Annotated in this window: 14 protein-coding genes; 5 read left to right on the top strand and 9 right to left on the bottom strand. The window is 35.8% G+C overall.

The window, feature by feature from the left end; genetic code table 11:
• Positions 1–101: 101 nt before the first annotated feature.
• The 8 genes from E4T88_RS02890 to kbl form a co-directional block, all read right to left on the bottom strand.
• The gene (locus E4T88_RS02890) at positions 102–1,607 is read right to left on the bottom strand and encodes a PspC domain-containing protein (RefSeq protein ID WP_135103968.1); all 1,506 of its coding nucleotides are present in this window, start codon (positions 1,605–1,607) and stop codon (positions 102–104) included.
• 12 nt (positions 1,608–1,619) lie between these two features.
• Positions 1,620–1,955 (bottom strand): PadR family transcriptional regulator, encoded by a 336-nt coding sequence (locus E4T88_RS02895; RefSeq protein WP_006842604.1) that lies wholly within the window; start codon positions 1,953–1,955, stop codon positions 1,620–1,622.
• 9 nt (positions 1,956–1,964) lie between these two features.
• Entirely contained in the window at positions 1,965–2,543 is a 579-nt protein-coding gene (locus E4T88_RS02900; protein WP_135103969.1) for a PspC domain-containing protein, read from the bottom strand.
• 366 nt (positions 2,544–2,909) lie between these two features.
• The gene (gene creD, locus E4T88_RS02905) at positions 2,910–4,244 is read right to left on the bottom strand and encodes a cell envelope integrity protein CreD (RefSeq protein ID WP_135103970.1); all 1,335 of its coding nucleotides are present in this window, start codon (positions 4,242–4,244) and stop codon (positions 2,910–2,912) included.
• A 65-nt stretch (positions 4,245–4,309) separates the two neighbouring features.
• Positions 4,310–4,609, bottom strand: coding sequence for a winged helix-turn-helix domain-containing protein (locus E4T88_RS02910; RefSeq protein ID WP_135103971.1), 300 nt, complete (start codon positions 4,607–4,609; stop codon positions 4,310–4,312).
• Between the two features lie 2 nt (positions 4,610–4,611).
• Positions 4,612–5,217 carry a hypothetical protein gene (locus tag E4T88_RS02915; RefSeq protein ID WP_135103972.1) on the bottom strand — a complete coding sequence of 202 codons (606 nt, stop codon included), beginning with the start codon at positions 5,215–5,217 and terminating at the stop codon, positions 4,612–4,614.
• Positions 5,218–5,378: 161 nt separating this feature from the next.
• Positions 5,379–6,341, bottom strand: coding sequence for an NAD-dependent epimerase/dehydratase family protein (locus E4T88_RS02920; RefSeq protein ID WP_135103973.1), 963 nt, complete (start codon positions 6,339–6,341; stop codon positions 5,379–5,381).
• 61 nt (positions 6,342–6,402) lie between these two features.
• The gene (kbl, locus tag E4T88_RS02925; RefSeq protein WP_135103974.1) at positions 6,403–7,599 is read right to left on the bottom strand and encodes a glycine C-acetyltransferase; all 1,197 of its coding nucleotides are present in this window, start codon (positions 7,597–7,599) and stop codon (positions 6,403–6,405) included.
• Between the two features lie 256 nt (positions 7,600–7,855).
• Here kbl and E4T88_RS02930 point away from each other — a divergent pair, with 256 nt between their 5' ends.
• Positions 7,856–8,863, top strand: coding sequence for a glycerophosphodiester phosphodiesterase (locus tag E4T88_RS02930; protein WP_135103975.1), 1,008 nt, complete (start codon positions 7,856–7,858; stop codon positions 8,861–8,863).
• A gap of 130 nt (positions 8,864–8,993) precedes the next feature.
• Positions 8,994–9,362: an NTF2 fold immunity protein gene (locus E4T88_RS02935; RefSeq protein WP_135103976.1), complete on the top strand. Its 369-nt coding sequence runs from the start codon at positions 8,994–8,996 to the stop codon at positions 9,360–9,362.
• A gap of 107 nt (positions 9,363–9,469) precedes the next feature.
• On the opposite strand, the gene E4T88_RS02940 is transcribed toward E4T88_RS02935, so the two are convergent.
• Positions 9,470–10,417 (bottom strand): hypothetical protein, encoded by a 948-nt coding sequence (locus E4T88_RS02940; RefSeq protein WP_135103977.1) that lies wholly within the window; start codon positions 10,415–10,417, stop codon positions 9,470–9,472.
• Between the two features lie 182 nt (positions 10,418–10,599).
• On the opposite strand from E4T88_RS02940, the gene E4T88_RS02945 reads away from it, so the two are divergent.
• The 3 genes from E4T88_RS02945 to E4T88_RS02955 all read left to right on the top strand — a co-directional run bounded on the left by E4T88_RS02945 (position 10,600) and on the right by E4T88_RS02955 (position 16,950).
• Positions 10,600–13,143 (top strand): S9 family peptidase, encoded by a 2,544-nt coding sequence (locus E4T88_RS02945; RefSeq protein WP_135103978.1) that lies wholly within the window; start codon positions 10,600–10,602, stop codon positions 13,141–13,143.
• A gap of 251 nt (positions 13,144–13,394) precedes the next feature.
• Positions 13,395–15,323: a phage tail-like protein gene (locus E4T88_RS02950; protein ID WP_135103979.1), complete on the top strand. Its 1,929-nt coding sequence runs from the start codon at positions 13,395–13,397 to the stop codon at positions 15,321–15,323.
• A 163-nt stretch (positions 15,324–15,486) separates the two neighbouring features.
• Complete coding sequence (locus E4T88_RS02955) at positions 15,487–16,950, top strand: alpha-amylase (RefSeq protein ID WP_135103980.1); 1,464 nt, start codon at positions 15,487–15,489, stop codon at positions 16,948–16,950.
• The last annotated feature ends 23 nt before the right edge of the window (positions 16,951–16,973 follow it).

A 16,973-nucleotide genomic window follows, 5' to 3' on the forward strand; every position in this document is an offset into this window, starting at 1 on the left:
AATCGGACAAAAAGATTTATCCGATTTCTTAACACCAAACTTATTATCTATTATCATTCAGTAGGTAATGCATCTTTTATATAAGATGTTCTATTATGACTTCAATCAATAGTAAAATTGTAAAAACAACGATTATAACCATATCTGTTTATATTTATATTGAAATCTTTATAAGATCTGTTTAAGGGATATTCTTTTATAACTTTCTTATCACGTGGCGTTTTTATCACAATCTCAAACGTTTCTAAACTCCATGGATTTGAATTTGTATGCCATGTAGGATTAATCGTTAATAAAGAATCAGTCAGGGTGTAATCTAAGTGTAAATCTTCAACTTTTCTTTTAGCCGTCATTTCATTGTCTGCGAAATTCTTCTTATGTATTTCAATTACATAATTAGTTAATGTTGTATCCACACTGGTTTGTATCGAAGGTAACACACACAGCTTTTTATTGTCCGAAGATCCGGTATATAAAACAAATGGATTGTTCGGTTGTGATTCTGCGCTTAAATATTCGCTACCCAATTTTACGTATAGGGAATCTGAGGTTGTATTTGCATCTACACTCTCAACAGCTTCCGCAGTGTGACGATGGTTTAATCCGAATTTAAATCCGGTATTTCCTAAATAAAAAGAAGCCCCTAACCATAATACAAATCCTATAACAAAACTTATTAATGTCTGAGTTGTAAATGGAGATCTTTTCAAGATTTTAATCATTAGAGATAGTAGCCCCATTAGTGGAATTAAAGATGCTAATAAGAATGCAATCTTTAAATTAATCGAACTTAATCCTAATAGTATAAGATAATTATTCAGACCTAGGATTGTTGTGTCAAAATACAACCAAATAAAGGAACCAATCATCGCAATGATGATGAGAAACAAGATTACAGCTAAAATACCAATGAATACATTCACAAGAATACCTATTGCCGAAGCCAAGGAGCTACCTTTATATTTTCGGGCTGATTGAGTCCGGTCTTCTTCAATATTTGAAATAGAAGGATCCGATCCGGTCATTGATAGTTTTTGCTTGAAAGAGTGAGCCGCAGGCATTACTGCCCATAGTATACCATATATCAACACTATCACCATACATGACGGACCTTTGTGCATGAAGAATAATAAGAAAAGGAATATTCCCGAGAATATAAGACGCATGATAGTTGTGTCTATTCTGAAATAGTGCCCCAATCCGCTACACACTCCACCAATAAATTTGTTGTCAGTGTCTCTGTATAGCTTTTTCTTGAACAAATCTTGTGTGTCGTCGGTTGCATAGTCTGATTTACCAAACGATTTCTTTTCAGAATCTTCTTCAGTGTATTCTTCTTGCGGAGCATCGTCAAAGTCTTTTGGGCTTCCCATAATTTTTATAATATCCAACGCATCCGCCATAGATACGACCCCATCAGCCGAGCTTACACGCATTTGTAATAATTCGCTCAAACGAAGTTCGATGTCAGATATGATTTCTCCCGATTCTGAATTCTTTTCAAAATGCCTTCTTAAGGCTTTCAGGTAATCGTCGAGGACACGGAATGCATCTTCTTCGAGATTGAAAGCTAAACCTCCTATGCTAACTCTAATTGTTGGTTTCATTGTTATCAGATTTTATTTATTTCTAATATTGTCTATTACTCTTACCAGATCAGTCCAAGCGCCATCCAATTCTCCTAATACGGCATTTCCTTTTTCTGTGATTGCATAATATTTGCGGGGTGGCCCTTGTGTCGATTCTTCCCATCTGTAAGAGAGTAGTCCTTGATTTTTTTGTCGGGTAAGTAACGGATATAATGTTCCTTCAACTACAATCATCTCCGAATCTTTCAGTTCATTTATTATATCTGATACGTATGCGTCTCCTTTAGATAGAATACTGAGGATACAATATTCTAATATGCCCTTACGCATCTGAGCCTTTATATTGTCTACATTTATAGTTTCCATATTGTTCAATTATTTGTGTTGTGATGTAAATCTTCTAATGTTTTCGGCTGTCGGAGCATAACCTCTCAGCTCCAGCTTCTGAGCTACACTTATAGCTCTAGGCATTACAATCCAAAGAACACAGTATACAAGGATGGCGGTACCATACAAGAAAGAAGTAGCTGCAAAAATCACCCTGATGATAGTTACGTCGATACCAAGGTATAGCGCTAACCCGCTACATACACCTGATACCATTTTTTCGTCAATATCTCTATACATGCGTTTATCTCCTCTTGTATATTCTTTATCTGAGCTTTTATAATTTTTATATTCAGTTTCCTGTTCTGACGATTTAGAGTCTACTTCGCCTAAATGGTCTATTACTGTTTGTACTTGTTTCATGTCTACAACTTGATTTGAATATTTCATTTCTTTTTGCAATATCTCAGCTACACGAGCTTCAACATCTTCCATTACTTCACGAGCTTCCTGTTTGTCTGGAATAGTTTCTTCGAATCGTTTCAGATAATCTTTTAATCTGAAATATGCATCGTCTTCCATTGTGAAATTGATGCCTCCTATACTTACTTCAATAACCTTTTTCATATTTTAGACTATTTGTTTTTTTGTATTCTATTACCTAATATTATCCTATACAATGTTGTTTGTAATGCAAATATATAAATAAATATAAGTACCATGCAATACATAGTACCTATGGGTAAATTGTATGTTTTATTTATGTTGTTGATATATAGTTTTTTATGCGTTTTGTGTTATTGAATAATTAACTTTAATTAACTGTTTTGTTCGTTCATTATTGAAAAAATGATATATGAATAATAAAGAAAGCCGTGTGAGTGAGATATTATATATCTTACTCACACGGCTTAAAGAGTTGGGTATGTCACCGAAAATAGGAGACAGGCCTAGATTAATTTTAAACTTAATTTATACTACTATTTTCATCTTTTAATTATGATTAGAATCCTCGTCTGCTATTTGGTCTGATTTATTATCATCATTGTACCAATTTACTCTTCTCAATACAAACATTACGATAGCTAATGCTATAAATAGGCCAATAGCTCCGAATAGCAAAGAGAGGTTTTCCAATTGTAATACTATATACAGATAGGTATATAGTCCCGCAAGGAATAGCCCCATCATACCTGCTTGTTTGGTGCTCCGAAACATTGTTATTGAATATAAGGAAATGAGGATAGTAGTTGCAGAACTCGAAATCAGATATGATAAACCAAAACTGAGGTGCTCTGATATCGCAAGTAATAGTACATAGAATATAACGAGCCCACTGCTTACCAATAAATATTGTACAGGGTGAATCCTTTTTCGGCTAAGAAGTTCAACTAAGAAAAACACAACAAAAGTGAATACTATAAACATGATTGCATATTTTACCGAACGCATTGTCATCTGGTATTTATCAACCGGGAATTTCATATCTACACCTAAGGCAGATGATTTTAATACGTCGTTATCTCCAACCCACATTTGTACATAATTACGGTTGTAATCAAATATATCCCACTTTGCATCAAAGCCGTCTTTATTCACGGTGCGTTCTGTAGGTAAGAAGTTGCCATCAAAAGATACGGTATTCCATGACGATTTAAGGTGTATGGTACTTTCTTTTCCCACAGGGTTGAAGTATAATCCTTCGCTTCCATTTAGAGCCAGTTCGAAATTGAAATCGTAACTGTTGATAGCGGGATCTAAAGGTGTTTCAACTGTCACTCCCGAACTTACACAAGAATTATTCTTGATCCCCGGTTGAACGATCTGTGGCTTTCCATTTACATTAAAAACAATTTTATTCTTAATCCCTTGCAGATACGTGATACCAATCAGGACGAAAGCTTTATCCCACATTACTTGCTCGGGTTTTATGTTTAACTTAGCATAGTCTGGTAGAGAGAAAGTTCCACTTACATGCAAATTAGACTGATATAGCAATGTCTTGAAGAGTGTGCGAGAGCGTTCTTCTGTTTTTATATTTCCTTCAACGTTGAAGCTGTCGGGAAGGAAATAAGCATAATTGGTAATTACATTTTGATTTTTATCAGTCTCGCTCAGTACAGGGAGTACCAATACAGGACCTGATATAGTTTGAATCCCACTCCATTTCTGGCTTATTTCGTCTTGAACTGCTTTCTGATTCCCTTCGCGTTCTTCAACGAGTGATCTTACCAGATTGATCGGTAATAGCATAACGGCAATTAAAACTGTAACAACAATGACTTTTACAAAAATCATGTTCACTCCGATATCGAATTTTGTTTTCATAAATAATTAAATTAATAATATATATAAAAGTTCTTTGAAATTCAAAGTTTATAAATAAAAAAAAATTACGACAGAGGATTAAGTAATCTCTCGAGAGCGTCTATATGTTCTTTAAATAGTTTCTGCCCCAGAGGAGTTACCTTGTAAGATGTATTGGGTTTTCTTCCCAGAAATTGTTTTCTGACCTCAATTACTTCCTCTTTTTCTAAAGCCTTCAAGTGGCTGGCCAGATTTCCGTCGGTAACGTCAAGCAGCTCTTTCATTGTATTGAAGTCTACACTGTCATTTACCATTAGTACCGACATTATACCTAATCGGATGCGGCTGTCGAAGATTTTATTCAATCCTGATATAATATCTTTCATAATCAACCGTTTTTCTCTGATTTTACATCATATTTGTAATGAATGAGTATGCCATATACAATGTGTAAAATACCAAAACCTATTCCCCAAAATATAAGGTCATAGCCTACAGTTATAGCTGCAGCCAATCCCAATATTATTTCGCATGCTCCTAATACCTTTACATCACGGAATGTGCGAGAACCGGCAGCTATGAGCCCTAGTCCGTAAAAGATGAGCATGCACGGTGCTACCATAAAGTAAACATCTTTGTAAATAAGGATAATGGATAATAGACCTCCTGATACTAATGGCACGCTAAAATCTTTAGCTATCTCTAACGTTACAGGCATCCAAAGTTTTGAATTGCTTTTTTTAGCCTTACGAGCTGAGAAATATAATCCCACTGCAACAGCACTAATGAGTACAACCGTGGCAATCAAAATAAGATCATATAGAAGATTCCCTGTAAAAGTAAATTTGCCTATCAATACAAAATAAGCCAATATAGCACCCAATATTGCAAATGTACCTGCCATAACACCAGACATACCGCTGATCGATAAGAATTTGCTCGAACGTTCCATCATGGAACGTATGTGTTTTATATCATCTAAATTTGTATCCATAATATTTACTTTGAAATACAAAGTAATATGATATATTTTGATTGTGCAACAAAATAACCGAAATTTTTTATAGAGATAGGGAATGAAAAAACTCCCTGCTTAACATCTTGTATAAGCAGGGAGTTTTTAAGTTTTAATTATCGCTAAACGAGTTCTCTATGTTAGGCGTTTAAAAACACTTCTCTTTCCTTCAAAACTTTTATCATATCAGCAGTCATTTTCTCCAGATCATATTCAGGACGCCATCCCCATTCGTGACGGGCGCAAGTGTCGTCAAGTGAGTTTGGCCATGAATCTGCTATAGCTTGTTTTAGAGGGTCTACTTCGTATTCCATTACGAAGCTAGGGTAATGTTTCTTTATTGCTGTATAGATCATTTCCGGGTCGAAGCTCATAGATGCAATATTGAACGAGTTTCGATGGATAAGTTTTGTCGGATCGGCTTCCATTATATTTATTGCTGCATTTAGAGCATCGGGCATATACATCATGTCCATGAATGTTCCCGGCTTAAGAGGACATATAAATTTTTCCTCTCTTACTGCATTGTAATATATCTCAACGGCATAGTCTGTTGTACCTCCACCGGGATGAGTAAGGTTGGATATGATGCCCGGAAAACGTACTGAGCGAGTGTCTACTCCCCATCTGGTATAATAATAGTCACTAAGTAGTTCACCCATTACTTTCGTAATTCCATACACTGTATTCGGACGTTGGATAGTGTCTTGAGGTGTCTTGTCTTTTGGTGTGTTAGGACCGAAAGCACCTATAGAACTTGGAGTAAAAACGGCACAACCAAATTCGCGTGCTACATCGAGGCAATTCATCAGGCTATTTACTCCGACATCCCACCCTAACTTAGGATTTTTTTCGGCTGTAGCTGATAATATTGCTGCCAGATTGTAAATAGTATCAATTTTGTATTTTTTTACTGCGTCAGCTATTTGCTGTATGTCTGTAGCATCTATTTCTACAGTAGGGCCCGATTCGAAAAAGTTTTCAGGAAAAGGAGGTTTGTAATATCCGCAGATAACATTACTCTCTCCATAAATAGAGCGTAATTTAATACTTAATTCCGAGCCTATCTGGCCCGTACTGCCTACGATAAGAATGTTTTTCATAAAAGAAAAATCTAATTGTAAAAGGGTGATTGTTTAGTTGTATCTTGTTTCAATATTCCACTTACTTAATAACGCCCAGTTCTTTTCCTACCTTCGTAAATGCGGCGATACATTTATCGAGATGTTCTTTTTCGTGTCCTGCTGATATTTGCACACGGATACGAGCTAAATCTTTAGGTACTACAGGATAGTAGAAGCCTGTAACATAAATACCTTCGTCTAATAATTTTGCAGCCATATCCTGAGATAGTTTTGCATCATAGAGCATTACGGCACAGATAGAAGACTGAGTAGGTTTGATATCAAACCCTGCTGCTTTCATTTTTTCTACAAAATAATCGGTGTTAGCATGGAGCTTGTCTTGCAACTCATTTGTGCGATCCATCATTTCAAACATTTTAATACCTGCTGCAGCTATAGCCGGAGGAATAGAGTTTGAAAATAAATAAGGGCGGGAACGTTGGCGCAACATGTCGATGATTTCTTTCTTTCCTGTCGTAAAGCCGCCAATAGCCCCACCGAAGGATTTGCCAAGCGTGCCCGTAATGATTTCTACCTTTCCACGAAGATTAAATAGTTCGGTTGTACCGCGTCCTGTTTTACCCACCACTCCCGCAGAGTGCGATTCGTCGATCATAATCATGGCATCATATTTTTGTGCCAGTTCATATATTTTATCCATCGGAGCCACATTGCCATCCATAGAGAAAACTCCATCGGTCACTATTATTCGGAAACGTTGGGCTTTGGCTGCTTGCAATTGTTTTTCCAGATCTGCCATATCTGCGTTTGCATAACGATACCGTACAGCCCTACATAGGCGTACACCATCTATTATTGAAGCATGATTTAGTGAGTCAGAAATTATAGCATCTTGTTCGTTCAAAAGAGGTTCGAACACTCCACCGTTGGCATCGAAGCATGCTGCATATAAAATTGAATCTTCTGTGCCGAAGAATTTAGCAATAGCTGCTTCCAATTGTTTATGCAGATCTTGTGTTCCACAAATAAAACGCACGGAAGAAACGCCAAAACCACGTTCATCCATAGCATCTTTGGCTGCTTGTATAAGTTCCTTATTGTTAGATAATCCCAGATAATTATTTGCGCAGAAATTAAGGACTTCTTGTCCGGTATTTACTTTGATTGCAGCACCCTGAGGTGATACAATAATACGTTCGTTTTTATATAATCCTGCTGACTGAATGTCAGCTAATTCGTTTTGTAGGTACTTTTGAAAACCAGAATAAGTGCTCATGATAATTATATTTTTGAAACAAAGGTAATAAAATGCTACTAACTAAAAGTGTCAACATGTTTAAAAATAGTGTCCTCGATGTCATTATTAGTATCTCTATCTTATCCTTTAACTCAGTATAGCGCACTTCTGTTTGAGATTGTAGGCGTGATAAGCAAAAAGAGGGCTTATTGTACAATATATCCAATTTAAACTTTCAGCGAAAAAAAGATTATTGGTATCTTTACAAGTCAATATAAAAGATGAGATTTTTATTATGAAAAAAGTTATTTTGTTATTCGTATTGCTAAGTGTTTGTTTTATCCATACATACTCTCAGAACCAATTTCTTGTATTGGATAGTTATACTATCCCGGTAAATAAAAAGGGTGCTGTGATAGGAAAAGTCATTTCAGAGCGAAATGAAAAGATTACATTAAAAGATCCTTTCGGACTATTTGAAATCGATAAAGAAAAAAATATAAGGTTAAAGAAAGGAAAACTGTTAACTGCAAATTCGCCTATTTCTTATAAGGTAATATTGAAAGACGGAAACGCCGAAAAATCATTCGAGCTGGTAAAAGATGAGTTTTTACACAACAAGGTAATTGCTCACAGAGGAGCTTGGAAAGATCGTGATTTTAGCCATAATTCGATGAGCTCATTGAAACATGCAGTAGAGATAGGTTGTGAAGGCTCAGAACTGGATGTATGGATGTCATCAGACGATGTTGTTGTGCTTTCACACGATCCTTCGATAGGCGGGAAGGATGTTGAATCAACTACAGCAGCAGAATTGTCTGCTGTAGCATTGAAGAATGGAGATTTTGTACCAACTCTAGAAGAGTATATCAACTATATAAAAACACAAAATAAAACAAAACTAATCATAGAAATAAAAGGAACAAATAAAGGAAAGGCTATCGCTGACTCTGTTGTGCATTTGGTACATCGTATGAAAGCTCAGGCGTGGGTAGATTATATATCTTTCGGTATGCAATACCTTACTCGAGTTAAAGAATTAGACCCTGCAGCAAAGGTACTTTATTTAGGATCCGATAAAAGTTTGGAGGAATTAAAAGCAGCAAATATAGATGGTATTGATTTTCATTACTCATTATTTCAGAAAGATCCGGAATTAGCCGATAAGGCGAAGTCAATGGGTTTGCTTACTAATGCTTGGACGGTGAATAAAGAAGAGGATATGCAAGCAATGCTCAAATTAAAACTGGATTTTATAACAACAGATGAGCCCGAATTGCTTCTTAGGTTATTGGAAAAATAGAGGAGAAAGACATATTGATTAGAAACGCTGAAAATACTTTCAGCGTTTTTTTATTCTTTTATGGAAAATCAAACGAATAAATCTCTACTAAATAAAAGGTATTGAATATTAACCGCTAATAGTATAAATTATGAGTAACCGATCGTCTGTGTTCGCTGTATGTCTAATCGGGCTTATTGTGTCCATTCCCCTATATCACTCCAAAAGTAGATCTCTTAGAAGTATTCCTTTTGAAGAAGCTTCTGTTAAGCCTAATCCGTTAACCATTGATACATCTGCCTATCCCACTATAGAAAGCGTTTTACAAAGAGCGGAATCTGAATTAAAGATTATGTATGGAGCAAAAATAGTCGATTCTGAAAAACCTTTATTGGTAAGTCTTGAAAATAATATATGGACTGTTGTCGGGTCATCAAAAGATGGAGGAAAAGGTGGCGTTTCAGAAATTAAGATAGATAAAATAACAGGAAAGATAGTCCACCTTTCTCATGGAAAGTAACTTTCGCTATATGGCTATTAACCTTAGTCTTGCCCTAATTGGGTGATGAAAATAGAATTTCATCTCTGTCCTCATTACTTGCAATCAGGGGACATTTGTATATTTTTTTAATTTTTCTTTTTCTCTTTTTGAATGTATGAGAATGAAGTTATATAATTCTCAAATGTTTTATTGTACTTTGTTGTTCCAGACATCACGATTTGAGAAACAAGGTTGTTTTCGTCAAAAGTATAATTGTATTTTATATCAGCATACTTTCTTTCCCCTTCCATTTGGATAATTTCTGCTTGGATAATATTGTTTTTATTTTTTGTACCCATATGCTCCGACAGAAACGGAAGACTTGCCATTAGCCAACATGTACTTGCCATATTGAATGTATTGCGTGGCATCTCATAGCAATAGTCTGATGGTGCTGCGTATTCCTTATCATCGTATGTATACACAAACCTGTATCCTTTAGATGTTGTGATCTCTGTTATATTTCCATCCTTAATAGTGTAGTTTTCAGTATAATTCAAAGATGAGGTAACACCAGTTTTGTCATAATGATCAAGCTGTTTGATATATCCCGCATCATCATAAATAAATGTGGTAGAGTCGTTGATAGTCACCTGTTTGGAGATCTTTCCGTTTGATGTTCTTTCTGTGTGTCTTACATGTAAAGCATATTCAGCTTGCTTTTTATCATTACGAAAGACTAACAAGCTATCATAATATATTGTAGACTCGCTTTGTTTTATTAATCTGGAATATGATACTTTTTTGTCGCTTATATAGTCTACTACTATTGCAGAATCTTTGATGTTAGAACTTTGTATCGTTTTCATCAAATCATTATCTGTATATGTAAATTCCTGACTATAACGAAAAGAAAACCCGGGATTATCTTCCGGATAAGTAACCGTTTTTAATAACCAATAATATTCAGGTATTTCGGGCTCAGGTTCAGGATCTTCTTGCGGAGGATGATATAATCTTATAGACTCATCGGAACAGGATAAACATATGATAATAAGTATTATACTAGATATTACATAAGAGGAGAATTTCATTTTCTTAGTTTTGTTTAGGCTTTACTATTAGACACACAAAGATAATAAATATAATATTAAAAAGTAATCTAATTTGTTAAAGGTATGATATGAAATATTTCAAAAATCAGATTTATGAAGAAACACAAACTCATTCTATAATTTGTACATTTGTAGTATATAAAAACACTAAAAATAAAGATATGAAGTTCAGGTCAGTTATTCTATTGCTCAATTTTATTGTCGCAGTCACTTTGTTTGGGCAGGAAAAAGAGTGCTTATTACAGGCATATACCACCCCTCCGGTAGCAATCGTAAACCCACTAAAGATTGATAGTGTAAACCTGAAAGGAGAAAAGTTTTCTGAATCAGATTTGCTAAAAATGTCGATTTCAATACCTGAGCAGTCTGCTTTTGTAAGGCCACTGAAAGCCGATAGTGATGGTTTTTTATATCCTGAAAAACCGCAGGATGGAGCCTTCTCTTTGCAATTGATATCATTTTATATTACTTCAGATAGATATGCGAAGGGAACATTGAGGGTGACTAGTCCTAATATGTTGGAGATATACATTGATGGAAAGCTGGCTGCTTCAAAAATAACAAAAGAAAAAACTTTTCGGTCTGACAAAAAGGATATTACGGCTTCGATAAATCCTTATCCTCTACAAAATCGCGTCGTAATAAAACTCTTGGCTTCGGCTAAAGATGAAGTACCCCCTACTTTGAAAATTGAAATAGAAAACGAAAAAACTGATTCTGTCTCTAATTTTACAATGTCAAATACTGTAAACCGAAATGTAAACTTCTCAGACATGCTTCTGGGGAAACGAGTGACAAATGTAAGTTTATCAGCAGGAGGACAATATGCCTTGCTATCTTATAGAGAAACATTTGGAGAAAAAAGTGTTACAACCACTGAGTTATATAACCTGAAGACTCGTAGTAGTCTCTTGATTGATGCCGACGGTCGTAAAAGCCAGCTCGCCTGGATGCCCAAGAGCGAGAAAATGTTTTATGTTTCTAAAGATGACTCAGGCTCAGAGCTAAGGGCAATAGATCCTGCAACATTGCAGGAAGCTGTTCTCGCAAAGAACATACCGGATGAAAGTATTATGTTTTCGCCTGATGAAAAAACTCTATTCTATACCAAGCTTGAGAAAGAAGCTGAAAATAAAAGTGATCTGAAGCTTTTAAGGTCACCAGAGGATCGTCAATCCGGTTATGGAAACAGGTCTTTTATATATAAATATGATTTGGCTACAGGGCTAAGTCAACAATTGACATTTGGCTCTCATTCTACATCGCTGAATGATATAAGTGCAGATTCGAAGCAATTATTGATTTCAATATCAGAAGAGACTATTACTAGCAGGCCCTTCAGTACAAATTCTATGTATAAACTCGACTTGTCAACTATGACCGTTGATACTCTTTGGACAAAAGAAGACTTTGCATATAGTGCATCATTTTCCCCTGATGGAAAGAAAATCCTTGTTGCGGGAGCCGGTGAAGCATTTCATGGTATAGGATTGAATATTGATGAAGGGCAGGTTGCGAATAGTTATAATACTTTGGCTTTCATAATGGATTTAGAAACGAAAAAGATAGATCCGATAACTAAAGATTTTAATCCCAGTATTGATACCTATTTTTGGAATAAAAAAGATAACCTTATATACTTTCGTACAACGGATAAAGATTGTGTGAATATGTATACTTATAATCTTTCGACTAAAGCATTTTCTAAACTTCCTTTAGACGAAGAAGTTATTCGTACATTTAGTACTGCGGGGAATGCCCTTTTAGGTATTTACGCCGGTGTTAGCGTATCTAACTCTACCAGAGCTTATATCTATGATCTTAAGACCCAGAAGTCGATCCGGATAGCCGACCCTTATGAAGAAAGATTATCTCAAATGACATTAGGTAAGGTTGAGGGTTGGAATTTTACAAATTCAGCCGGAGCAGAGATTACAGGAATGTTCTACTTGCCGCCGAATTTTGATCCTACGAAAAAATATCCGATGATTGTTTATTATTATGGTGGTACTATGCCTACATCCCGTACATTCGAAGGACCATATCCCGGTCATGTGTTTGCTTCGCAGGGATATGTTGTTTATGTTGTGCAGCCAAGTGGAGCTACCGGCTTTGGACAGAAGTTTTCGGCTCTTCATGTTAATGCTTGGGGAAAGCGTACTGCTGAAGATATAATAGAAGGAACGAAGCAGTTTGTGAAAGAACATCCGTATGTGAATGATAAGAAGATTGGTTGTATCGGAGCTTCGTATGGCGGCTTTATGACGATGTATCTTCAAACCCAGACTGATATGTTTGCTGCTGCTGTTTCCCATGCCGGAATCAGCTCTATCAGTAGTTATTGGGGTGAAGGATATTGGGGTTATACATATAGTTCGGGGGCTAGTGCCAATAGTTATCCTTGGAATAATCCGGACTTATATGTTAAACAGAGCCCTTTGTTTAGTGCAGATAAAATAAAAACACCTCTTTTGTTGACACACGGAACTGTTGACACGAATGTTCCTATTGGAGAAAGCATTCAAATGTACACGGCTCTCAAAATACTCGGAAAACCGGTTGAATTTATTCAGGTGAAAGATGAAAATCATGGAGTAGTAAATTATAAAAGACGTGTGGAATGGAATAATTCTATAATGGCTTGGTTTAGTAAATGGCTAAAGGAGGATACTGCTTGGTGGAATAGTTTATATCCTGAAAAATAAAAATTCTCAGACAATTTTAATAAATAGATAATGATTTATAAGAAAAGGATGAACTGTTCATCCTTTTCTTGTAAATACATTTGTAAAAGTCTGCTAAATGTCTTAATTTCGCATCCGATACAAAACAACATAATATAGAGAAGACAAATATATAGCACAGTAATTAACTTATCCTATTAGAAATATAATCTATTTATTTCAACTTTTTGTTCGAAAAGTTGTAGTTGCTACTGTACTAATTTAATTAACTTATGAAAACAAAACTATCAATTTTGTTATTCTTTCTGTTGTATATTACAGGAGGGATAACGGAGATTTATTCTCAGGTAACTATAGGAGCAGGTGAACCTGCTGAAAAGTATGCAACTTTGCAAATTAGAGATAAGACATCTCAAAGCTTAAATGATTTGGGTGGGGTAACGTCCGAGAAGGGTGGCTTGTTGTTGCCTCGAGTCGAATTGAAAAAAAAGGATCAACTACTTCCTTTTGCTACACAAGATGAAGTGGATTTGAATAGCCAAGCTTATAAAGATGCTAAGATTGCGCATATCGGGCTTATTGTTTATAATTTGACAGAAGATGCAAGTCAAGATCTGTGCCGAGGTCTTAATCAATGGGATGGTAATCAGTGGAATTGTTTCCAATATAAAATGGGAAATGCCATTGCACTTTTAGGTAACTGTGATTCTTTACTCTTTCTAGGTCAATATCAGAATGGAGTATCCCTAAAAAGTGAAAACTATATGAATATTCCTCTACATGTGACTAAGCCCGGTGGGTATACGATTTCTGCAAAATCAGATAAAGACAATGGCTATTATTTTACAACGAGCGGAATCTTTTTAACAACCGGATATTATTATGTCTCAGTTCCCGGTGCAGGTACTCCAAACAAGCATACGACAGGTACTTCAGGGGATTTAATGAAAGTAAATATTAATGGTAAAGAAATAACCGGATGTGAAAAATATATAGATGTTATTGATTCTTCAAAAAAAGCTTCATTCTTAATGAACTGCTTAGATATTAAAGTGGGGGGAGTGTATAAGGTTAATTATTCTCTAATAGCTAGTCAACATTACATAGATATACCATTAAAGGTTGATAGCGAAGCTCTTGGTTCAACTTATGTCATAAGAACGAATGAAGTTGATGGAATTTCGTTTAGTGGAGAAGGGTTACTGACATCTGTAAATCAGACAGTCCGGTTGATAGGCACAGGGATACCGACCAATACAAAAAAAAAGTTGATGACTATTACTTCCAATAGTACGAAGTCGGCGTCAATATGTGAAACTACTATTGCAACATCGATCCCTAGAAAGAGAATATTAGCTTTAGGTCAAGGCGTCAATAACGTCGCTAATTACCAATCAGGAGGGAACGTTTTAATGAATAATCCTCGGGCATTTGGAACCCTTACCAGCAGTATTGTAGCTTCAGAAGGATTTGAGATTACATCTATTTCAGATTCAATTCCCCCGGCTGCAACCTTAAAGTCACTATTAGATGCTAAACCGGATATTGTTATTATTGGCAGGGTAACTCATATTCGCGCAGAACAAGCAGGATATCTCTCTGATTATATAAACAAAAAAGGAGTAGTGTTACTCTTTAGCGATGGTGATGGTGGTGAGGATGCAGGATCTGTTGGCAATATAATGAGAGCTGTATTTGGTAAAACGACTATTTACCAAAGGAGGATGCATAATGGTGGAGTTATTTATAAATTTGGAATGGTAAATGATGAGATATTAAATGGTCCATTTGGTGATGTGAGAACACGATACTGGGGTAAGGATTTGTCTCCAACTTGCGGATTGGAGGGAATCCCTTCCGATAAAATAGACGTTTATAGTTATGGTTTTACTCCAACTAGAGAGTTAATTGTAAATGAAACTGAGTCAGTAACAGCATTTAAGCACAAAAAACTAAATTTTATATATGTAGGAGATGGTGGCTTTTTCTCTTATGTTCCAGCAATACCTGTCAGTCCTGATAAAATGCCATTCAGACTTGAAATCGGGACATTGCTTCCAATTGAAAGATTTAGATTTGGCATAAATAAAATCGATTCTAGGATGAATATGATGTATTCTGTTTGTAATTCAATTTTCTTTGCAAATGCACTGGCGTGGGCAATAAAACAAGCTGAATTAAACGGTATTAATACACCATAATAAAGATATAAGATATAGGATAAAATAGCAGCAAGTAAATTTACTTGCTGCTATTTTTATTGAAAAATATGTTCTATTTTAATCATTAGAATGGGGGGATGTCCTAAGCTTTTGAAAAATAATCTACTTTTGTAGAATAAAGAAATCAAAGCTATCGTAGATTATGAAAAACGGAGTGATGATGCAATACTTCGAATGGAACTTACCAAATGACGGTAAACTGTGGAAGCAACTTTGTGCAGATGCCGGGCATCTACATGAAATTGGTATTACTGCTGTTTGGATACCTCCTGCCTACAAAGCTGATGAACAACAAGATGAGGGTTATGCGACGTATGATCTCTTTGATCTGGGAGAGTTCTTTCAGAATAATACGGTAAGGACAAAATACGGAACGAAGGAAGAGTTGAAGTCTATGATTGCCGAGCTGCATAAATATAATATTTCTGTATACCTTGATGCTGTGATGAATCATAAGGCAGAGGGGGATTATACTGAAAAGTTTACAGTTAGAGAAGTAGATCCTGAAGAAAGAAATCGTGACATTTCTGATGATTTTGAGATACAGGCTTGGACGGGGTATGATTTTTTTGGACGCGCAGATAAATATTCTAGTTTCAAGTGGCATTGGTATCACTTTTCGGGTGTCGGGTTCGATGATATAAAAAGGAGAAGCGGTATTTTTCGAATTATAGGTGAAAATAAGAATTGGAGTAGGGGGGTAGATTTAGAACACGGGAATTATGATTTCTTGATGTACAACGATCTGGATTTGAATCATCCCGCAGTCATTACCGAACTCAATCGTTGGGGAGTATGGGTAGCTAACGAACTGAATCTTGATGGGATGCGTTTGGATGCCATTAAACATATGGATGATAAGTTTATCAAACAGTTTATCCAGTGGGTTAGAATGAATAGAGGCGAAGATTTCTATGCGGTAGGCGAATATTGGAGTGGTAATGTAGATACTTTAAATAACTATTTGGAAGCGGTGGATAAGAGCATCGATCTTTTCGATGTGCCTTTACACTATAGTCTGTACGATGCTTCCAGAAAGAAAAAAGAGTATGATATGAGAAATCTATTAAAAGATTCTTTGTCGGTTATGCATTCTGAGTTAGGTGTGACTTTTGTTGATAATCACGATTCGCAGAAAGGAAGTTCGTTAGAGTCTGAGGTTGAAGATTGGTTCAAGCCATCGGCATACGCCTTGATATTATTAATGAAAGACGGATATCCATGTATTTTTTATGGAGACTATTATGGTGTGAATGGTAAAATATCCAATCATCGAAAAACGATAGATACACTACTAAAAACGAGACATAAATATGCATACGGTCATCAGGTTGATTATTTTGACCATGCAGCTATTGTTGGTTTTGTGAGACTGGGTGATACAGATCATTTAGATTCAGGTCTGGCTTTACTCATATCCAATGGTGAAGATGGAAGTAAAATGATGAATGTTGGCATTCACCGAGGTGGCGAAGTTTGGTGTGATTTAACCGGGAATGTAGAATATGATATACTTATAGATAAGTATGGTTATGGAGAATTTGCAGTTAAAGAGGATCGTTTTTCCGTGTGGATCAAAAAGTCGAACGGCTGCAAAAAATATTAATGTCTCATCTTTTACAGCCGTCA

The sequence above is a fragment of the Dysgonomonas mossii genome (assembly GCF_004569505.1).
Lineage (GTDB): Bacteria > Bacteroidota > Bacteroidia > Bacteroidales > Dysgonomonadaceae > Dysgonomonas.